The sequence below is a fragment of the Rahnella selenatireducens genome (genome assembly GCF_046449555.1).
Taxonomy (GTDB): Bacteria; Pseudomonadota; Gammaproteobacteria; order Enterobacterales; family Enterobacteriaceae; genus Rahnella; species Rahnella selenatireducens.
The window spans coordinates 542288-563044 of the sequence record NZ_JBKEZJ010000001.1; the positions used below are offsets into that span (position 1 = coordinate 542288).

Consider the following 20757-nt stretch of genomic DNA (forward strand, 5'->3'; position numbering starts at 1 on the left):
AGCCGCCGGTCAGAAAAGGGTTTTCATAGTGGAAAGAAGCCAACCACCTTCTCTCATTATTCACAGGGCTGACTGGAAAGCCTCCCTGCTTTTAGGCATTGCTATCTGCCTGCTCGCGCTCGCGTGCATGAACATTATTCAGAGACAGTCCAGCCTGGCGGGTCTATGGCTGCCGACGGCGTTGCTCATTCCGGTCCTGTTTCATCATCATTTTCGCCAGTGGTTGCCGCTGCTTTGCGCCGCGTCTGTGGGCATTGCCGCCGCCCACGCGGTCATGGGCACGCCGTTTCCGCGCTATGTTCCTTATCTGCTTAACAACCTGATTGAAGCGTCTTTGTGTGCCGTCTTGTTGCGCCGGATGTTGCCGCAGCAGGATCCGCTTTCCGGCCTGAGTTCCTGGGTGAAATTTTTGCTGATTGCCGTCGTTTTCTGTCCGCTGGTCAGTTCTGTGATCATGATGTTGTTTATTCTGCACATTCATTCACCCGCTGAACTGCAAAACCGTTTTGCCACCTGGTTTATGTCCGAGGCCGTGGCGATCCTGGCGCTAACGCCGCTGGGGCTGATTTATCAGCGGGGTTATTTCAGCAAGAACCTCACGTCGCAGCGTTTTTTTGAGCTATTCCTGACGTTTACACTGACGTTGCTCGCCGGTTTTCTGGCGCTAAAATGGCTGCCTTATACCTTCGCGTTTATTACTATTCCTCTGCTGTGGTGCGCCATCCGTTTGCCGCGTATTGAAGCCTTCATTATTTTCCTGTCGATGACGCTGATGATTGCCCTGCTGCACACCAGCGGGATAATCACCGTCCAGCCCCATACAACCGTGCAGATCCCCCAGGGATTAATTTTCCTGCCGCTGCTGCTGATCCTGATGCCTGCTAACGCGATGGCGATGGTGATGCATTCCCTGCGCACCGAGAAATCACATATTACTCAGAGCGAAAACCGCTTTCGTAATGCCATGGAATATTCGGCCATCGGGATGACGCTGGTTTCCCCGCAGGGAAAACTGCTGCAGGTCAACAAAGCGCTGTGTCATCTGTTGGGCTATGAAGCCGATTATCTGATCACGCTGACGTTCCAGGAAATCACCTATCAGGAAGATTTGGGCAAAGATCTCACACTGTTCCAGCAGTTGCTGAACGATGAAATTCAAAGCTACACCATGGAAAAACGCTATTTACGCCGCAACGGTGAAATCGTCTGGGCGTTACTGGCCGTTTCACTGGTACGCGATGAGCATCACAACCCGCTGTATTTCATTTCTCAGGTTGAGGATATTAACGAACTCAAACACACGGAAATGACCAACAAACGGCTGTCTGAGGCTCTGCACGAAGAAAAAGAACTGCTGCATATCACTTTGAATTCAATCAATGAAGCCGTGATTTCTACCGATCGGAATATGAATATTACGTTCATGAATCCGGTGGCGGAGAAAATGACTGGCTGGACAGAACAACAGGCGCAGGGGCAGCCGGTAAACCGTATCGTCCTGATCAGCAAAGGACCTGACGGGCCGATGATCGATAACCTGATGCAGTTCGATATCAACGAAAATCTGCACTCTTCCGTCGAAAGTTCTTTAGTTCTGCACGGTCACGCCACGGGTTTATTCGATGTCCAGCTGGCCGTTTCGCCGCTGCGCACGCTGAAAGATGAACCGATCGGTATCGTGCTGGTGCTTCAGGACGTCAGTAAATCCCGCGAGCTGATGCGCAAACTCAGCCACAGCGCGTCACACGATTTGCTGACCGGGCTGGCAAACCGGGGCAGTTTTGAATCAAGTCTGAAAAAAGCACTCAACCTGACGGCGACGCGTCAGCAGATCCATACTCTGGCGTTTATCGACCTTGACCGCTTTAAAGCCATTAACGACAGCGCCGGTCACGCGGCGGGCGATGAGCTGTTACGCCAGCTGAGTGCGCTGATGCAGGAACACATCCGTAACAGCGACCGTCTGGCGCGTCTGGGGGGCGATGAATTTGCGCTGATCCTGTTTGATTGTCCGATGGAACAAGGGCTCGGCATGGTTCAGCAACTGGTGGATAAGATCAACGCGTACCTGTTTATATGGGAAGAGAAAACCTATCGCATTGGCGCCAGCGCCGGGCTAACGCAGATTTGTAATCCGTACACCAGCGGCAGTGAGTTTATGGCACAGGCAGATATGGCCTGTTATACCGCCAAACGTAACGGACGCGGACAGGTTTTCAAATATGAAGCCGATCAGAAAACTGCCACCGCCCATGCCCCACATTCTTCACAGCCGCCTCAGACCGGTACGGAATAATCAGGGCAAATCAGGCTGCCAGTCATTGTTAAACCATAAATGCAACGTGGCGTACGTGCGCCACGGTGTCCAAACTTCGGCGTAACGGGCGATTTTCCCCGGTGTCATACCAGGAAAGCGCTGCTTAATCAGATAATCGCCGCCCAGAAAAACATCCGGCGCAGACCAGGCGCGCATCGCGACATAGCTCGCCGTCCAGCTGCCAATGCCCGGCATCGCCAGCAATTGCTTCACGCCATCCTGCGCATCATTCATATCATCGAGCGGCAAACGCCCCGCTTCCACCGCCTGAGCGATACCAATGAGGCACGCGGCGCGTTTCGCCTGTACGCCAATCCCGCGTAAATCGTCCACGGTCAGCTGAGCCACACTCGCCGGAGAGGGAAAAAGATGCGTAAGTGCCGGGAAAGGCGTGGTGACCGGTTCACCCCATTTCTCCGTCAGACGGGTCGCTAACGTTGCTGCCATTTTCACGCTGACCAGTTGCCCGAGAATTGCCCTGACCGTCAGTTCAAACCGATTAACGCAGCCCGGCAATCTCAGACCCGGCGAGTTTTCGGCGAGCCGCCCTAAACCCTGCGCAATCACGTCCGGCTGCGCATCGAGATCCACCAACCGCCGCACCTGCTGCGCCACGTTTTCCGCAACCACTGCCAGCGAGGGCGAAACCTCCAGCTCGACAACGTTTTTCTCCGGCAAGGGACGCAGCCGCAACCAGCCGGTCAGCCGATTGCCGTTGTGCATAACAGCCAGCGTGCGCTGATAAAACTCGCCGTCCTGCTGCTCGACGCCCTGCAAGGCGCGTGCGCCAAGAAAAGTGCTCATCCACTGCCAGTCGTACGGCGGCTGATAAGCCAGAAGCATTTTTGTCACAGGACGATCCTTATGAAAAAGCCTCCGGAGAGGAGGCTTTATGAAATCAAAAGTATGAAGGAGATTATTTTCTGCGCCAGGTGGTGCCTGCTGCCCCATCTTCCAGAACGATACCCATTTCATTCAGACGGTCACGCGCTTTATCTGCCATGCCCCAGTCTTTACTGGCACGGGCGTCGTTACGCTGTTTGATCAGTGATTCGATTTCAGCCACTTCTTCGTCGTTATCCGCCTGCGCACCGGATTTCAGGAACTGTTCAGGATCCTGCTCCAGCAGACCCAGAACGCCCGCCAGCTGGCGCAGCTCTGCGGCCAGACCGTTTGCCGCAGACAGATCTTCGGTTTTCAGGCGGTTGATGTCACGCGCCATATCAAACAGCACGGAATACGCTTCAGGTGTGTTGAAATCATCGTCCATCGCCGCGCGGAAACGGGCCACGAACGCGTCACCACCGGCTAGCGTTGCGCTGGCATCTGTGCCGCGCAGTGCGGTGTACAGACGTTCCATCGAGGTACGTGCCAGTTTCAGGTTTTCTTCGCTGTAGTTCAGCTGACTGCGATAGTGGCCGGACATCAGGAAGTAACGCACGCTTTCTGCGTCGTAATATTTCAGCACGTCGCGCACGGTGAAGAAGTTATCCAGTGATTTGGACATTTTCTCACGGTCAATCATGACCATACCGGAGTGCATCCAGGTATTCACGTACGGGCCGTCGTGTGCGCAGCTTGATTGCGCGATTTCGTTTTCGTGGTGCGGGAACATCAGGTCAGAACCGCCACCGTGAATATCAAAATGCGCGCCCAACTGCTTGCAGTTCATGGCTGAACATTCGATATGCCAGCCCGGACGGCCTTCGCCCCACGGAGACGTCCAGCTCGGTTCGCCCGGTTTAGACATTTTCCACAGCACGAAATCCATCGGATTGCGTTTCACGTTGGCTTCCACTTCCACGCGCGCACCGGCCTGAAGCTGATCCAGATCCTGACGGGACAGCAAACCGTAATCCGGATCGCTTTCGACCCAAAACATCACATCACCGTTTGCCGCAACGTATGCGTGATCGCGGTCGATCAGCTTCTGCACGATATCGATGATTTCAACAATGTGCTGCGTAGCGCGGGGTTCTGAATCTGGCGGCAAAATATTGAGCGACGCAAAGTCTGCATGCATTTCAGCAATCATGCGGTCGGTTAATGCCGTAAAAGATTCGCCATTTTCAGCGGCACGTTTAATGATTTTGTCGTCGATGTCGGTGATGTTACGCACATATTTCAGGTCATAACCGAGGTAACGCAGGTAACGCGATACCACGTCGAAAGACACAAAGGTGCGACCGTGGCCAATATGACACAGGTCGTAAACAGTGATCCCACACACGTACATCCCGACTTTACCGGCATGAATTGGCTTGAATTCCTCTTTTTGGCGACTCAGGGTATTAAAAATCTTCAGCATCAGGCTATTCCGTGTGTTGGGCGTAGAAAATGACGTTGGCGCCTTTTCGGCGTCACTAAGGCTCATAATATAACGAAAATGGCTTTACCGAAACGGCATAAGGCCGCCGGACGGGCTTTAGTCACCACAAAGCCAGTGCTGACGGCAACTTTTGAGTTATGGTATAAGAAAAGGCTATAGTAGCCGCTCTGACAGAGAGCACACATTAACATTAGCAGGATGATAAATATGGTCACTTTCCACACCAACCACGGCGACATCGTCATTAAAACCTTCGCTGACAAAGCGCCAGCCACGGTTGAAAACTTCCTGAACTATTGCCGTAAGGGCTTCTACGACAACACAATTTTCCACCGTGTGATTAACGGTTTCATGATCCAGGGCGGCGGTTTTGAGCCAGGCATGAACCAGAAAAACACCGACGCACCTATCGATAACGAAGCGGATAACGGCCTGAAAAACACCAAAGGCACGCTGGCAATGGCGCGTACCAATGACCCGCATTCCGCTACCGCGCAGTTCTTCATCAACGTCACTGACAACGATTTCCTGAACCACAGCGGCAAAAATGCGCAGGGTTGGGGTTACTGCGTATTTGCAGAAGTGGTTGAAGGTCAGGACGTGGTTGACGCGATCAAAGCCGTGAAAACAGGCCGCAGCGGTATGCACCAGGACGTTCCAAAAGAAGATGTTGTGATCAAAAGCGTCACCATCAGCGAATAATTAGCGTCGGGATGACCACGTTTTTTATCGCAGATATCCATCTTTGCGCACAGGAACCGGCAATCACTGCCGGTTTTCTGCGTTTTCTTCGCGAAGATGCGCCGCAGGCTGATGCGCTGTACATTCTCGGGGATTTATTCGAAGCCTGGATTGGCGATGATGACCCGGAACCGTTACACGCAGAAATCGCTGCGGCGTTAAACCAGCTCCGCCAGCAAGGCGTCCCCTGCTTTTTCATCCACGGTAACCGCGATTTTCTGCTCGGCAGACGTTTTGCGCGTGAAAGCCTGATGACGCTGCTGCCGGAGAAAAAAGTTCTCGAGCTTTATGGCCGCCGCGTGCTGATCCTGCACGGCGACACGCTGTGTATCGATGACATTGCCTACCAGAATTTCCGCAAAAAAGTTCACAACCCGTTTATCCAGAAATTATTCCTGATGCTGCCCCTGAAATGGCGGCTGGCGATTGCCGCAAAAATGCGCGCCAACAGCAAAGCGTCTAATCAGGGAAAATCGCTGGAAATTATGGACGTGAATCCGCAGACGGTGATCAGTGAAATGCAGGCGGCAGGCGTCGAGTGGATGATCCACGGCCACACGCACCGCCCGGCTATTCATGACGTGCCTTTAGAAAATAAAACCGGCCACCGCGTGGTATTAGGTGCATGGCACGAAGAAGGCTCAATGGTGAAAGTCACCGCCGATAACGTGGAACTGATCAGCTTCCCGTTTTAAGGCTGCAAACGGGAACACCGCTGTGGAAGCGGAATTGTTCATCAGGTGACAAAATCAGTTCCGCTTCAATCCGGCCAAACTCCTCCACGCGTTCACTGATATCCGTTCCCGCATACTGCTCTGCCAGCGCCAGATAATCGGCAAAATGCCGTGATTCTGAGCGCAGCAGCGACGTATAAAAACGCGACAGCGTTTCATCCAGATACGGCGCTATTTTGGCGAAACGCTCGCAGGAACGCGCTTCGATATACGCCCCGATAATCAGCCGGTCGACCAGAATATTCACATCATCATGATGACGCGTATGCTTAATCATGCCGCTGGCGTAGCGCGACGGCGAAAGCTGGGTGTAAGCGATATTGCGCTTTTGCATGATTTCCACCACCTGCTCAAAGTGGTGAAGTTCCTCGCGGGCCAGGCGCGCCGCACAAAACAGCAGCTCGGTGCGATCGAGATATTTTGTCATCAGGCTCATGGCCGTGGCCGCCGCTTTTTTTTCACAGTTGGCGTGGTCAATCAGCAACACCGTCTGATTTTCCAGCGCAACATCCACCCAGAGAGCCGGTGTTTCACAGTGAAGAAAATCGTAAATCGGTGCCAGTAAAGCCTGCGTCATAGTTCAGTTTCCAGTGGGGATGGCGAATATTATTGTGGCTGGGATTATACAAATCTGCCGCTCACTTCTCATCAAAAATGCACCGTATTCCAGCTACGCAACCGTTTTCCTCGCTTCGTGAGCGTGATATCATTTGCGCCCTCGCACGCTTTACATCCGAATCACAGGAGCTATACAGACATGTCATCCAACGTTACCCCGGCAAAAATCGCCATCGTTATGGGGTCTAAAAGTGACTGGGCGACCATGCAGTTCGCCGCCGAAGTGCTCACAACGCTGAATATTCCTTTCCATGTCGATATCGTCTCCGCACACCGCACGCCGGACAAATTGTTCACCTTTGCTGAACAGGCTTCCGCTAACGGGTTTGATGTGATCATCGCAGGTGCCGGCGGCGCGGCACATTTGCCGGGCATGCTGGCGGCGAAAACGCTGGTGCCGGTGCTCGGCGTGCCGGTGCAAAGCGCGGCGCTTAGCGGCATCGACAGCCTGTATTCTATCGTCCAGATGCCACGCGGTATTCCGGTCGGTACGCTGGCGATTGGTAAAGCCGGAGCCGCCAACGCCGCCCTGCTCGCTGCACAAATTCTCGCACTCCATGATACCGAAATTGCTAAAAACCTGGCCGCGTGGCGTGTCGCACAAACGGATGAAGTGCTGAATAATCCCGATCCGAGGGAAGAAGCATGAAACCGGTTTGCGTGCTCGGAAACGGTCAGTTAGGCAGAATGCTGCGTCAGGCCGGTGAACCGCTGGGGATCGCTGTTTATCCGGTGGGTCTGGATGCGGAGCCGGAAGCGGTGCCTTTTCAGCAAAGCGTGATTACGGCTGAAATTGAACGCTGGCCGGAAACCGCCTTAACCCGCGAACTGGCAACGCATAATGCGTTCGTTAACCGCGATATTTTCCCGCGCCTGGCCGATCGCCTGACGCAAAAACAGTTACTCGACCAGCTCGGTCTGGCGAACGCACCGTGGCAGTTGCTGGCCGGTGCCGCTGAATGGCCGCAGATTTTCGCCACGCTCGGTGAACTTGCGATTGTGAAACGCCGCGTCGGCGGTTACGACGGCCGCGGGCAATGGCGTCTGCGTTCCGGCGAAGAAACCACGCTGCCGCAGGATTGCTACGGTGAATGCATCGTTGAGCAAGGCATCAATTTTTCCGGCGAAGTTTCACTGGTTGGCGCACGCGGTCACGACGGGAAAACCGTCTATTATCCGTTGACGCACAATCTGCATCAGGACGGTATTTTGCGCACCAGCGTTGCACTGCCTGAGCCGGACGCTGCGCTGCAACAGCAGGCAGAAAGCATGCTGTCAGCAATTCTGAACGAACTGAATTACGTCGGCGTGATGGCAATGGAATGTTTCGTTGTTGCCGAAGGTTTGCTGATTAATGAACTGGCACCACGCGTTCACAACAGCGGGCACTGGACGCAAAACGGCGCATCCTACAGCCAGTTCGAAATGCACCTGCGCGCAATCCTCGGGCTGCCACTGCCGAAACCGGTGGTCAGCACGCCATCAGTGATGGTCAATCTGATTGGCACAGATGTGTCAGAACACTGGCTGAACCTGCCGCTGGTGAATCTGCACTGGTACGAGAAAGAAGTGCGTCCGGGTCGTAAAGTCGGACACCTGAATCTCAACGACGCCAGCGCCAGCCTGCTGAAAGAAAACCTGAACGCACTGGTGCCGATGTTGCCGGAAGAATACGCCAGCGGAATCGCCTGGGCGGTTGAGAAGCTTTAAATCCAACAGCTATCCCCTTTGACGGGAAGAGCCGTTGGGAACCTAAATAATTCGGGTTGCGGGCAGGCGGCAAGTAAAGGAGTCCCGATGAGCTTACTCCAGTAAGTGATTCGGGTGACTGAACGCAGCCAACGCATCCGCAGCTCGAAGTATGACGGTTACGCGTCGTATTGCCTGAACAGCGCCCGTCCCCGCAATAATCTCACGCCCAGCCAGCCCCCGCAGACTGAGAGCAGCAAAGCGCTGACCATTGGAACGGCGATCCACATCAGATAATTGGGCTGCCACGGAAAATCGAACACTTTGCGCTGCAACAACCATAACGCCACTTCGGCACCTATCGCCGCCGCAATGCCCGCCACCAGCCCGAGAACCGCAAATTCGCACCAGAGAGTACGGTGCAGCATTTTTTTACTCGCGCCCAACGTGCGGTAAACGATCAGTTCCTGACGGCGCTGACGCATCCCGACCTGAATCTGGGCAAGCAGCAGCAAACCGCCGCACAGCATCACCAGAATCACCATCACTTCCAGTGCCCGGCTGACCTGCTGTAAGACCTGCCCGACCTGACGCAGAATCGACCCCACATCCAGCAAACTGAGTGTCGGGAACTGACGGTTCAGCTGCGTAATGGTGCTGTCATCGCCGTGATAACGGAAACTGGTCAGCCAGCTTTGCGGCTGGGCATCCAGCGCGCCCGTCGGGAAGATAAAGTAGAAATTCGGCTTCAGGCTGTCCCAGTCCACTTTTCGCAGGCTGGTAATTTTGGCGGTGAAATCCTGCGTATCGCCGGTGAACGTTACCGAATCGCCAATTTTAAGCCCGAGACGTCCGGCCAGCCCATCATCGATGGACACTTCTCCCGCTTTCGGTGCGCCATTGCCCGCTGTCAGCGGATTATGATCCGGCAATCCGTCCATCCAGGTCAGATTCAGCTCACGGTTTACCGCTTCCCCGCCTGCATCGTCCGGCTTGATTTTGTCCGTCGCGGCTTCGCCGTTAATCTTCGTCAGACGCGCCCGAACAATCGGATAGAACGTTTCCGGCTGCGCGTTGTGCTGATGCAGGAAATCCGTCACCTGAGGAACCTGCTCTTTGGTGATGTTGAGCAGAAAGAAGTTTGGACTGTCCGGCGGAAGCTGTTGCTCCCAGCGGTTCAGCAGATCCCCTCGCATCACCAGCAGCAGCGCCAGCAGCATGAACGACATGGAAAACGCCGCCAGCTGGCTGAGCGTTACCCACGGCTGTCGCAGCAGACGGTTGACCGCCAGACGCAACGGAAGCTGGCGGAAAGTCAGGCGGCGCAGCAAAAGCAAAGCGCCCCAGCCGATCACACCCAGCAGCAGCGATAACACCAGAACGCCGCCGAGCAGCGACCACAGCAATGCACTACCGCCCATCAAGGCGGCCAGAAGCCCGACAACAACCAGCACCATTACCGGCAGGAAATAGCGCAGCGGCCAGACGTTCGCCACAACGTCATTTCTCAGCACGCGCAGCGGTTGCGTGGCCAGCAACTGACGGTAAGGACGGATGCCAATCAGCAGTGAAATCACGACCATTGCGCCCATCGACCAGACCCATGGCCAGCCACCGGCAGGCGGCAATTGCGCGGGAAGCACCGGCGCGAGCACTTTCATCAGAACGGCTTCAAAGGCCAGCCCGACGATGCTGCCGCAAATCCCCGCAAGCACCAGAACCGCCAGCCACTGACCAATAATCAGTTTTCGCAGCGCCTTTTTCCCGGCGCCTAATGTTTTCAGAACCGCCACCAGATCGTACCGGCTGCGGCAGTAATGCCCCATCGACACGGCAATGGCGGCAATCGACAACATCAGCGTCAGCAGGGCTGACAACGTCAGAAATTGCTGTGAACGCTGCAATGATTTGCCCAGCGCGCCGTCGGAATCCTCCATGCCGGTCCAGCGCTGATCGGGTTTCAGCAGCCCTTTGATGGCATCGCCGTAGGTTTGAATGGCCTGCGGGGAACCGGCAAACATATAACGGTACGTCAGGCGGCTGCCCGGCTGAACCGCGCCGGTTTTCGGCACATCATCCAGATTCATGATCACGCGCGGCGCAGTCTGGAACGGGTTAAAACCTGCATCCGGCTCCTGAACAATCACACCGGCAATTTTCAGCGTACTGTCGCCGACATCCAGATCATCGCCCACTTTCACGTTCAGCAGCGCCAGCAAACGGGGAGCCACCAGAACGGTGCCCGGCTGCGGTTTCAGCCCGGCCGGTTCCGTCTGCAACGCGCCGTATAACGGGTACGCCAGATCGGTGGCTTTTACCGACGCGAGCTGTGGCGTGTTTCCGGCAAAGGTCATGGTCATGAAAGAGAGCTGACGGCTGACTTTCAACCCCTGCGTTTCGGCATCCTGCAACCAGGCTTCCGTAATCGGATGAGAAGATCGCAGCACGCGGTCGCCCGCAATAAACTCGCGACTTTGCTGGCTCAGCCCTTTGTCCATGCGGTCGCTGATACTGCCCAGCGCCAGCACGCAGGCCACCGCCAGCGTAAGCGCCAGCCAGACAATCAGCAGCGAGGGCGATCGCCATTCCCGCCAGAACCAGCGCCAGATCATGCTTCCTCCCACAATTTCCCGTCACGCAGACGCAGACGCCGCTGACAACGCGCCGCCAGTTGCTCGTCATGCGTGACCAGGATCAGCGTGGTGGCCGCATCGCGGTTCAGTGAGAACAGCAGATCAACAATACGTTCGCCGGTGGTGCGATCCAGATTGCCGGTCGGCTCATCGGCGAACAGCAGTTTAGGTTTACCGATAAATGCACGCGCCAGCGCCACACGCTGCTGTTCGCCACCGGAAAGCTGCGCTGGAAGATGATTCAAACGCCCGCCCAGCCCGAGACTTTCCAGCAACTGCACCGCCTGCTGACGGCTGTTGCTGTCACTTTCACCGCGCAGCAACGCCGGAAGTTGCACGTTTTCCAGCGCGTTGAGCGTCGGCACCAGCATGAAAGACTGAAATACAAAACCGACGTTTTTTGCCCGCAGCGCGGCGCGCCCTTCCTCATTGAGAGAGTTCAGGGATTTGCCGAGCAACATCACGTCACCCGAGGTGCCGTCATCAAGCCCGGCGAGGATCCCCAGCAGCGTCGATTTACCGGAACCGGATTCGCCAATCAGGGCAATTGTCTGGGCAGGTTTGACAACCAGCTCGACACCGGACAGGATGGTGAGCTGACCTTCACCCTGACCGACGTGCTTACTAAGATGATGAACTTCAAGAACGTTTTCCGCTGGCATCTCCCCTTCCTTATGTTGTTGGGATTGCTGAGTTTTCGCGCCGTATCTGCTGATAACTTACTGATTATCGGCGACAGTTTAAGCGCCGTCTATCGCCTTCCGGTAGCCGAATCCTGGCCGTCGTTGCTCAATAATAAGTGGCAAAAAGAAGGGGATAAACCCACGATTATTAACGCCAGCATCAGCGGAGATACCGCCGAACAAGGGCTGGCCCGTTTACAGACTTTGCTGCAACAACATCATCCGCGCTGGGTGCTGATTGAACTGGGCGCGAACGACGGACTGCGCGGCTTTCCGCCGCAGAACATTTCACAAACGCTGACCCGGATTATCAGTCAGGTAAAACAGGCCAACGCCGAACCGCTGCTGATGCAAATCCGTCTGCCGCCAAACTATGGCCGCCGTTACGGTGATGCGTTCTACGCCATTTATCCGGCGCTGGCAAAGCAGGAAAACATCCCGCTGGTGCCGTTCTTTATGGAGCAGGTCGCCGCAAAACCTGAGTGGATGCAGGACGACGGTTTGCATCCGGCACTGGCGGCACAATCTTTTATCGCCGACTGGATGGCCGACAAACTCGCGCCGCTGGTGACGCAGTAGGGTTACAAAAAATAATACCGTGACGTGATTAAAACCAAGACGTTACCTTTTTCACCCGACTCCCTAGTAAATCACAGCCATGAAAAATAGGGACACCTCACAGGTAAAGTTATGCAAAAAGCAGTATTAATTACCGGTTGCTCCAGCGGAATCGGGCTGGTTGCCGCACAAGATTTACGGACTCGCGGTTACCGTGTGCTGGCCGCCTGCCGTAAAAGTGCGGATATCGACACGCTCAGCCAGCTCGGTTTTGAAACTATTGCGCTCGATCTTGATGACAAACATAGCGTAGAACTCGCCGCCGCGGAGGTCATCGCGCTGACCGGCAACCGTCTTTACGGCCTGTTCAACAATGCCGGATACGGTGTTTACGGCCCGCTGAACACCATCAGCCGCGAGCAGTTTGAGCAACAATTTTCCACCAATCTGTTTGGTACGCATCAGCTGACACAGCTTTTACTGCCCGCGATGTTGCCGCACGGCGAAGGCCGCATTATTCAGACAAGCTCGGTGATGGGACTGGTGACGACGCCGGGCCGCGGAACCTATGCTGCGAGTAAATTCGCGCTCGAAGCCTGGTCAGATACGTTGCGCATGGAGCTGCACGGCACGGGCATTCAGGTGAGCCTGATTGAGCCCGGCCCGCTGAGCAGCAACTTTACGGCTAACGTGAATCAGTCACAGGCCGACCGGCCGGTCGAAAATCCGGGGATCGCGCGGCGTTTTACGCTGCCGCCTGAGGCCGTTTTGCCAAAATTGCACCATGCTTTAGAAAATCCGAAGGCGCGTCTGCGGTATCCGGTGACGCTGGTCGCCCACGCACTCGCCGTACTCAAACGCCTTTTACCCTCGCGTTTGCTGGACAAAATATTGCGCGGAAACAGCTAAGTAAAAGCTGCCTGGGGTTGAAGCCGTAAAAGCTGCCCCCATTTGCTCTTAAATACTTTAAATTTCTATACCCTAAATAATTCGATTCGCCTGAAGGCGTCTCGAAGTATGACGGGTAGCGGAGAGACAGAATTCATGCTTGCACAACCTACTGTTATCGATATCAACGAAACCAATCTGCATCAGACGCTGGAACAATCCATGTCGGTGCCGGTGATGTTTTATTTCTGGTCTGAACGCAGCCAGCATTGCCTGCAACTGGGGCCGATCCTCGACAAACTGGCGGTGGAATATGCCGGTCAGCTGATTCTGGCGAAAGTGGACTGCGATGCCGAGCAGATGATTGCCCAGCAGTTTGGCCTGCGTTCTATCCCGGCGGTTTACCTGTTCAAAGACGGTCAGCCGGTGGATGGTTTCCAGGGGCCGCAGCCGGAAGAAGTGATCCGCGAATTGCTACAAAAAGTTCTGCCAAAAGAAGAAGAGCTTAAACTCGCTCAGGCACAGGAACTGTTGCAGGCAGGCAATGCGGCGGAGGCTTTACCGCTGCTGAAAGAGGCCTGGCAGTTAAGTAATCAGCGCAGTGATATCGGGCTGCTGCTAGCAGAAACCCAGATTCACCTTAATCGCACCGACGACGCGGAATCCGTGCTGGCGACCATTCCGTTGCAGGATAAAGACTCCCGTTATCAGGGGTTGATTGCGCAAATAGAATTGCTGAAACAGGCGGCTGATACCCCTGAAATTCAGCTGCTGCAACAGGAATTACAGCAGGATCCTGAGAACGCCGAGCTGGTGGTTAAACTCAGCCTGCAATTGCATCAGGTCGGGCGTAACGAAGAAGCGCTGGAACTGCTGATGGCTCCACTGAAAAAAGATTTAGGTGCGGCTAACGGCGCTGCGCGCAAGACGCTGATGGATATCATGTCGGCGCTCGGCACCGGCGACGCGCTGGCGGCTAAATATCGTCGCCAGTTATATTCCCTGCTGTACTGATTCACGCTAAAAATTTCTTACGCACGTCGGGCACTTCCCCCTTCCTGACGTGCGTTTTTTTTCGCCTTTTTCCCTGCCTTTTATCCTCTGAACTATCCTTTATTAATACGACGCGTTAGTTATTTGTGCGACAATTGCGCACGCGCCTGACTTTCGGTGAGTGCGCCAGGGACATGTTTTTACTCGAATATTCCGCCGGAATATTCAGGACACAGTTTTACAGGAGTTTCATACTATGTTTGACCTCATTCCCATTCCTATCCTTATTCTGATCGTACTGGCATTGCTGGTGGTTTACGCCGGGATCAAAATCGTGCCACAGGGCTACCAGTGGACCGTCGAGCGCTTTGGCCGTTATACCAAAACCCTGATGCCGGGGCTGAACCTGGTTGTGCCCTTTGTTGACCGCATTGGCCGCAAAATCAATATGATGGAACAGGTTTTGGATATCCCTTCTCAGGAAGTGATTTCCCGCGATAACGCCAATGTCGCCATCGACGCCGTGTGTTTTATCCAGGTTATTGATCCGGCGCGTGCCGCCTATGAGGTCAGCAATCTGGAACAGGCGATCGTGAACCTGACCATGACCAACTTCCGTACCGTGCTGGGTTCGATGGAGCTCGACGAAATGCTGTCACAACGCGACAACATCAACGCACGTTTGCTACATATCGTCGATGAAGCCACCAATCCGTGGGGTGTAAAAATTACGCGTATCGAGATCCGCGATGTGCGTCCACCGGCTGAACTGATTTCTGCGATGAACGCACAGATGAAAGCGGAACGTACAAAACGTGCCGACATTCTGGAAGCCGAAGGCGTTCGTCAGTCCGCCATCCTGCGTGCGGAAGGTGAAAAACAGTCGCAGATCCTTAAAGCCGAAGGTGAGCGTCAGTCGGCGTTCCTGCAAGCAGAAGCCCGTGAACGTGCGGCAGAAGCGGAAGCGCAGGCCACCAAAATGGTCTCTGAAGCGATTGCTGCCGGGGATGTTCAGGCCATTAACTACTTCGTGGCACAGAAATATACCGATGCGCTGACCAAAATCGGCTCGGCAAACAACAGCAAAGTCATCATGATGCCGCTGGACGCCACCAGCCTGATGGGCTCGATTGGCGGGATTGCTGAGCTGCTGAAAGAAACCAAAGGCGGCAAATAATGCTTCGCGATTTCATAGCAAGTCCGCATGTATTCTGGCTGTCTTTGGGCGGCCTGTTGCTGGCGGCAGAGCTGGTGGGAGCAAGTGGTTACTTACTGTGGAGTGGCGTAGCAGCGGCGCTGGTCGGGCTGGTGACGTGGATTTTGCCGCTGCCGTGGGAATGGCAGGGCGTGGCGTTTGCCCTTCTGACCATTATCGCCGCCTGGTTGTGGTGGAAATGGCTGAACCAGCGCACGGACAAAACCAGCGGTAATTCGGCGCTGAACCAGCGCGGCCAGCAGTTAGTGGGTACTTACGCCACCGTGCTGGAACCGCTGAAAAATCAGTACACGCGGGTGCAAATCGGCGACAGCAGCTGGCGGGCGTCATGCGCTTCGCCGCTGGAAGTCGGTGATAAGGTAATAATTACCGGTGTCGAGGGCGCGACGCTGCGCGTGGAACGCCCTGCGCCGTAACGGCTAACGTTAGTGTTTGTGGCAACAGCCAGAAAGATTATCGATTATCGGGCAGTCTGCGCCATCATCACCGGGGCAGGATTCCGCCAGCGTCAGCAGGCGCTGGCGCATCAGCTGAAGTTCTTCAATGTGCCGCTCAATTTCGGCGGCCTTTTCTAAAGTGCGTGCTTTCACATCTGCGCTGTGGCGATCAGGATTATGGAATAACGCCACTAACTCCTGACACTCTTCCAGCGTAAACCCCACCTGCCGCGCCTGACGAAGTAACGTCAGTTCTTCAATATGTTTTTGTGCATAGCTGCGGTATCCGTTCTCGCTTCGCGCCGGTGCCGTCACCAGCCCTTTCTCTTCGTAAAAACGAATTGCCTTGCTGGTCAGCCCGGTTATTTTCGCCACATCACTGATATTCATTTCGCCTCCGCGTCGCCCTGTTTTGCACTTTATCTGAGCAGTATACGCGTTTACGGCATTGCGGCTTTACGGTTTTACGAAAATGCTCAGCTGTAATGCACGGTCTGTTTTTTGGTGCGCATCAGCAGCCACATGGGCAGCGGTAACGTCACGATAAGCAGGATCCACAGCAGAGAATAAACCGACGTCACGCCGTCGTTTTGCAGGTTGATAAACATTTTGACCGGTATACCCTGCGGGAAATAACAGAACACCATGACAATGCCGAATTCACCAATCGCCCGCACCCAGGCAATGGCGATCCCGGCGGCAATTCCGCGTGAGGCCAGCGGCAACGTGAGCCGGATAAGCACCTGAAAAGGCCGTGCGCCCAGCGTCTGCGCAGCCTCTTCGACATCGCGCGGCACCGCTTCCAGTGCGCCGCGCGCCGAGAGAATGAAATAAGGCAACGCCCCATAAATCTGCGCCAGTACAAACGCAGGCGCATTGTTATTGAGCGTCATACCGATGGTAGAAAGTGTTTCACCGACCGAACTGTAAGGCCCGTAAACCGACACCAGCAAAATCCCCATCGCCAGCGGAGGCGTCAGCAGCGGGATCAGCACCAGCACTTCAACCAAAGTGCGCCAGCGCGAGGTCGTTTTTGCCAGCCAGAACGCGACCGGCAGCCCGAGCAAAATAATCAGGCCGACCGATATCAGACTCAGGCCGAGCGAAACCACCACCGCATGGCTGTCGCCGTAAGCCAGGTGAAAATCTGACCACGGCGTAAGGAAAAGCAGCGTGACAAAAGGCACCATCAGCAGTGCCAGCGCGGGAACCGCCATTCCTGACGCGCGCAACTTAAAGGTTTCCGCCTTTAGGTTTGTCGTAGCCGTTTTGTTCAAACAGTTTCTGGCCCTTGGCGCTTTGCAGGTAAGCGATAAATTCTTTCGCCAGTTTCGGATGCGGCGCGTTGTTCAGCACCACCGCGTAGAAGACCAGCGGCTGCGTGCTCAGCGTTTTCTCTTTGCCGTTAGAATCTCTCACGTTGAAAGTCACTTGGCTGTACCAGTCTTTCGACATCTGCGGATTGCTCAGGTTGATTTCATCTGGCAGTTTGATGTACGGCAGGTGCGCAGAAATCGTGGCGCTTTCGTAGCCCGACGCGGCATCAACCTGACCAGCTTCCAGGCGGGTCAGAAGACCGCCCTCGCCCGAAATCTGCTTAGTATTCTGCACATCGCCCAGCACGGCTTTTTCCAGACCCGGCTGTTTGTAGTAATTTTCGGCCAGCATCATGGTGAAAATAATGTTCTGGCCCTGAGGATCGCTGACCGGATCGGTGCGGCCGAATTGTAATCCCGGGGTTTGCAGCACTTTCCACCACGGCTCAGCGCCCGCTTTGCCTTCCTTTATCGCGGCAAATTTTTCGGCATACTTTCCTTTCGGATTATAAGCAATGACCATGCTGGTGCTGGCCACCGGGATCGCCTGCCCGGCCATGCCCGCTTTTTGCAGGATTTCAACCGGCCCCGGTGTGATGGAAACAAAAACGTCCGCCACCACTTTTTTCGACGCCAGCAGGTTTGCCATGCCGTACGCACCCTGCCCCTGGCCCTGATAATTCACCTTGTTCTGCTTCGCAAAATCCGGCCCCAGATACTTATCCATCACCACGCCCATAGAACCGGCATAGGTGACGCGAAAATCATCCGCAGCCTGGGAAGCCTGCGCCGCCATTAACCCCGCCATAATCAGAAGTGTTGTCTGCATTTTTGCCATTGAAAATCCCCTTACCCTTCATCGCTATATAATTTTGGAGATAACGATAAGCCAATCCGCAAGGGAATTTCTAAATAAAGTGTAAATGAGAGAAAAATGAAAAATACCGGTAAGGCGAAAACCGTTGCTTGACCTTCCCCTTGCTGGAAGGTTTATCCTCTGTCATGAGTGAAAGCTAACCCAAGGAAAATAACCATGACCACCACCGTATTATCTCTGCAAGGCCTGTCCTGCGGGCATTGTGTGGCCTCAACGCGTAAAGCGCTCGAAGCGGTTGACGGCACCACCGCCGTTGAAGTTTCTCTGGATAAAGCCATAGTAAAAGGCGACGCCAGCAGCCAGAGCCTGATCGACGCCGTCGTGAATGCCGGGTACGAAGCCCAACTGCTGGAAGACGCGTCCCCAAAATCTGAGCCGCTGACCGATAAGGCGAGTGTTTTGCCGGAACCCCTGTCAGCGGCCGCGTCACCTGTTCCGGCTGAAAACCATGTGTTTCAAACCTCGGCCGCCGACGACAGCGTGCAGCTGCTGCTCAGCGGCATGAGCTGCGCCAGCTGTGTCAGTAAAGTGCAGCGGGCGCTGGAAGGCGTGAATGGCGTCGAACGTGCGCGGGTCAATCTGGCGGAACGCAGTGCGCTGGTCAGCGGTGATGCTGACCAGAATGCCCTGATTGCAGCGGTTGAACGCGCGGGTTACGGTGCTGAAATCATTATTGATGAAACAAAACGCCGCGAGCGCCAGCAGCAAACGGCGCGCAGAAGCATGATCCGTTTCAGCTGGCAGGCGGCGGTCGGGCTGTCGGTGGGTATCCCGCTGATGTTGTGGGGATTGCTGGGCGGAGAAATGATGGTCACCGCCAGCAACCAGACCGGCTGGCTGATTGTCGGCCTGCTGACGCTGCTGATAATGATTGTAGCAGGCGGCCATTTCTACCGCAGCGCGTGGAAAAGCCTGATGCACGGTAGCGCCAATATGGACACGCTGGTGTCACTCGGCACCGGTGCGGCGTGGATTTATTCCATTTCCGTCAGCCTCTGGCCGGATGCCTTTCCGATGCAGGCGCGGCATCTTTATTACGAAGCCAGCGTGATGATCATCGGCCTGATTAACCTCGGCCATGCGCTGGAACAACGCGGGCGTCAGCGCTCGTCACAAGCTCTGGAACGCCTGCTGGATCTCACACCGCCAACGGCGCGTGTGGTGACTGCGGAAGGCGAAAAAACGCTGCCGCTGGCCGATGTGCAGCAGGGTATGACGCTGCGCCTGACCACAGGCGACCGCGTTCCGGTTGACGGCGAAATCCAGAGCGGCGAAGCGTGGATGGATGAAGCGATGCTGACCGGCGAACCTGTCCCGCAACAAAAATCTCAGGGCGAAAAAGTGCATGCCGGCACGCTGGTCAGAGACGGCAGCGTGTTGTTCCGTGCGGATGCGATTGGCAGCCAGACCACGCTTTCGCGCATCATCAAACTGGTGCGGGAAGCGCAAAGCAGCAAACCGGAAATCGGCAAACTGGCGGATAAAATCTCGTCCGTCTTCGTACCCGTCGTGGTGCTGATTGCCCTGTTCAGCGGGGCAATCTGGTATTTCCTCGGCCCGCAGCCACAGCTGATGTATACGCTGGTGATCGTCACCACGGTACTCATCATCGCCTGCCCTTGCGCACTGGGGCTCGCGACGCCGATGTCTATTACTGCCGGAGTCGGACGCGCTGCTGAGTTTGGTGTGCTGGTTCGTGACGCCGATGCCCTGCAAAAAGCCAGCACGCTTTCAACGCTGGTTTTCGATAAAACCGGGACGCTGACAGAAGGCCAGCCGAAAGTGACGGAGATTCACACCTTCGGCGGTGTCACTGAACAGCAGGCACTGCGCTTTGCCGCAGCGCTGGAGCAGGGCTCGCACCACCCGCTCGCGCAGGCGATTGTCGATAAAGCGGAGGATCTGGCGATACCTGACGTGCAGAATTTCCGCACGCTCGGCGGGCTGGGCCTGCGCGGTGAAGCAGAAGGCAAAACGTTGTTGCTGGGGAATCAGGCGCTGATGCAGGAAAACGGCGTCGGTACGCAGCAGGCCGATGCGCTGCTGGAAGCGATGTCAGAGCAAGGTGCAACGCCGGTCCTTCTGGCGGTAGACGGTGAAATTGCTGCGCTGTTCGCCCTACGGGATCCGCTGCGCAATGACAGCATTGCCGCGCTGCAACGTCTGCATCAGCTAGGTTATCAGCTGGTGATGCTGACCGGCGATAATCAGCGCACAGCACAAGCTATTGCCGCGCAGGCAGGCATCGATACCGTGATTGCCGGTGTGCGTCCGGAAGGAAAAGCCGAGGCGATTAAAGCGTTGCAGGCCAAAGGCCAGCAGGTTGCGATGATTGGCGATGGCATTAACGATGCGCCCGCACTGGCGCAGGCGAATGTCGGGATTGCAATGGGTGGCGGCAGCGATGTGGCGATTGAAACGGCAGCCATCACGCTGATGCGGCCAAGCCTGAACGGCGTTGCCGATGCACTGGCGATGTCACAGGCCACGCTGCGCAATATGAAGCAGAACCTGTTAGGCGCGTTCGTGTATAACGTGATTGGCATTCCGGTTGCCGCAGGCGTGCTCTACCCGCTGACCGGCACATTGCTCAGCCCGGTTGTCGCAGGCGCGGCGATGGCGTTGTCTTCCATTACTGTTGTCACTAACGCAAACCGCCTCTTACGCTTTACCCCGAAAAAACAAGACGTTTCCTCTGTTCGCTAAAACGCTGACGCGTTAGCATGGT

General features: G+C 55.4%; 19 protein-coding genes. 11 read left to right on the plus strand and 8 right to left on the minus strand.

Translation table 11 applies throughout. From position 1 onward, the window contains the following. Positions 1 to 28: 28 nt before the first annotated feature. A complete protein-coding gene (locus tag ACLBVC_RS02640; protein ID WP_410147901.1) occupies positions 29 to 2296 on the plus strand; it encodes a PAS domain S-box protein in 2268 nt (755 codons plus the stop codon). Here ACLBVC_RS02640 and alkA read toward each other — a convergent pair whose 3' ends face one another. Both alkA and cysS read right to left on the minus strand, forming a co-directional pair. Next, positions 2297 to 3160 carry a DNA-3-methyladenine glycosylase 2 gene (alkA, locus tag ACLBVC_RS02645; RefSeq protein WP_410148089.1) on the minus strand — a complete coding sequence of 288 codons (864 nt, stop codon included), beginning with the start codon at positions 3158 to 3160 and terminating at the stop codon, positions 2297 to 2299. A gap of 73 nt (positions 3161 to 3233) precedes the next feature. Further along, entirely contained in the window at positions 3234 to 4625 is a 1392-nt protein-coding gene (gene cysS, locus ACLBVC_RS02650; protein WP_410147903.1) for a cysteine--tRNA ligase, read from the minus strand. A gap of 228 nt (positions 4626 to 4853) precedes the next feature. Here cysS and ppiB point away from each other — a divergent pair, with 228 nt between their 5' ends. Both ppiB and lpxH read left to right on the plus strand, forming a co-directional pair. Further along, the gene (gene ppiB, locus ACLBVC_RS02655; protein ID WP_152327925.1) at positions 4854 to 5348 is read left to right on the plus strand and encodes a peptidylprolyl isomerase B; all 495 of its coding nucleotides are present in this window, start codon (positions 4854 to 4856) and stop codon (positions 5346 to 5348) included. An 11-nt stretch (positions 5349 to 5359) separates the two neighbouring features. After that, on the plus strand, positions 5360 to 6082 hold the full coding sequence (gene lpxH / locus ACLBVC_RS02660; RefSeq protein ID WP_410147905.1) for a UDP-2,3-diacylglucosamine diphosphatase: 723 nt from the start codon (positions 5360 to 5362) through the stop codon (positions 6080 to 6082). Here the strand turns inward: lpxH and miaE are convergent. Then, the gene (miaE, locus tag ACLBVC_RS02665; protein ID WP_195823618.1) at positions 6066 to 6698 is read right to left on the minus strand and encodes a tRNA-(ms[2]io[6]A)-hydroxylase; all 633 of its coding nucleotides are present in this window, start codon (positions 6696 to 6698) and stop codon (positions 6066 to 6068) included. The genes lpxH and miaE overlap by 17 nt on opposite strands. Positions 6699 to 6878: 180 nt before the next feature. Between miaE and purE the strand changes: the two genes are divergently transcribed. Together purE and purK are read left to right on the plus strand one after the other, a co-directional pair. Beyond that, positions 6879 to 7388 (plus strand): 5-(carboxyamino)imidazole ribonucleotide mutase, encoded by a 510-nt coding sequence (purE, locus tag ACLBVC_RS02670; RefSeq protein ID WP_152327922.1) that lies wholly within the window; start codon positions 6879 to 6881, stop codon positions 7386 to 7388. Continuing rightward, the gene (purK, locus tag ACLBVC_RS02675; protein WP_410147907.1) at positions 7385 to 8449 is read left to right on the plus strand and encodes a 5-(carboxyamino)imidazole ribonucleotide synthase; all 1065 of its coding nucleotides are present in this window, start codon (positions 7385 to 7387) and stop codon (positions 8447 to 8449) included. Before purE ends, purK begins: the two co-directional genes overlap by 4 nt. A 158-nt stretch (positions 8450 to 8607) precedes the next feature. Here purK and ybbP read toward each other — a convergent pair whose 3' ends face one another. After that, entirely contained in the window at positions 8608 to 11040 is a 2433-nt protein-coding gene (ybbP, locus tag ACLBVC_RS02680; protein WP_410147909.1) for a putative ABC transporter permease subunit YbbP, read from the minus strand. Next, a complete protein-coding gene (gene ybbA, locus ACLBVC_RS02685; protein ID WP_410147911.1) occupies positions 11037 to 11723 on the minus strand; it encodes a putative ABC transporter ATP-binding protein YbbA in 687 nt (228 codons plus the stop codon). Before ybbA ends, ybbP begins: the two co-directional genes overlap by 4 nt. Here ybbA and tesA point away from each other — a divergent pair. From tesA to ACLBVC_RS02710, 5 genes are all read left to right on the plus strand, one after another. Next, positions 11694 to 12323, plus strand: coding sequence for a multifunctional acyl-CoA thioesterase I/protease I/lysophospholipase L1 (gene tesA / locus ACLBVC_RS02690; RefSeq protein WP_410148090.1), 630 nt, complete (start codon positions 11694 to 11696; stop codon positions 12321 to 12323). The two genes, ybbA and tesA, sit on opposite strands and share 30 nt — an antisense overlap. A gap of 111 nt (positions 12324 to 12434) precedes the next feature. Continuing rightward, positions 12435 to 13211 (plus strand): SDR family oxidoreductase, encoded by a 777-nt coding sequence (locus ACLBVC_RS02695; protein ID WP_410147912.1) that lies wholly within the window; start codon positions 12435 to 12437, stop codon positions 13209 to 13211. A gap of 135 nt (positions 13212 to 13346) precedes the next feature. Beyond that, positions 13347 to 14204 (plus strand): co-chaperone YbbN, encoded by an 858-nt coding sequence (locus ACLBVC_RS02700; protein ID WP_410147914.1) that lies wholly within the window; start codon positions 13347 to 13349, stop codon positions 14202 to 14204. A 235-nt stretch (positions 14205 to 14439) separates the two neighbouring features. After that, positions 14440 to 15360 carry an SPFH domain-containing protein gene (locus ACLBVC_RS02705; RefSeq protein WP_152327915.1) on the plus strand — a complete coding sequence of 307 codons (921 nt, stop codon included), beginning with the start codon at positions 14440 to 14442 and terminating at the stop codon, positions 15358 to 15360. Next, positions 15360 to 15815: an NfeD family protein gene (locus ACLBVC_RS02710; RefSeq protein ID WP_410147916.1), complete on the plus strand. Its 456-nt coding sequence runs from the start codon at positions 15360 to 15362 to the stop codon at positions 15813 to 15815. The genes ACLBVC_RS02705 and ACLBVC_RS02710 overlap by 1 nt, the downstream gene beginning before the upstream one ends. Positions 15816 to 15824: 9 nt before the next feature. Here the strand turns inward: ACLBVC_RS02710 and cueR are convergent, their stop codons facing one another. From cueR to ACLBVC_RS02725, 3 genes are all read right to left on the minus strand, one after another. Continuing rightward, complete coding sequence (cueR, locus tag ACLBVC_RS02715; protein ID WP_410147917.1) at positions 15825 to 16226, minus strand: Cu(I)-responsive transcriptional regulator; 402 nt, start codon at positions 16224 to 16226, stop codon at positions 15825 to 15827. 86 nt (positions 16227 to 16312) lie between these two features. Beyond that, positions 16313 to 17053, minus strand: coding sequence for a molybdate ABC transporter permease subunit (locus ACLBVC_RS02720; protein ID WP_410148092.1), 741 nt, complete (start codon positions 17051 to 17053; stop codon positions 16313 to 16315). 16 nt (positions 17054 to 17069) lie between these two features. Next, positions 17070 to 17990, minus strand: a complete 921-nt coding sequence (locus ACLBVC_RS02725) for an extracellular solute-binding protein (RefSeq protein ID WP_410147918.1) — start codon at positions 17988 to 17990, stop codon at positions 17070 to 17072. Between the two features lie 195 nt (positions 17991 to 18185). On the opposite strand from ACLBVC_RS02725, the gene copA reads away from it, so the two are divergent. Further along, positions 18186 to 20735, plus strand: a complete 2550-nt coding sequence (gene copA / locus ACLBVC_RS02730; RefSeq protein ID WP_410147920.1) for a copper-exporting P-type ATPase CopA — start codon at positions 18186 to 18188, stop codon at positions 20733 to 20735. Positions 20736 to 20757: the final 22 nt, after the last annotated feature.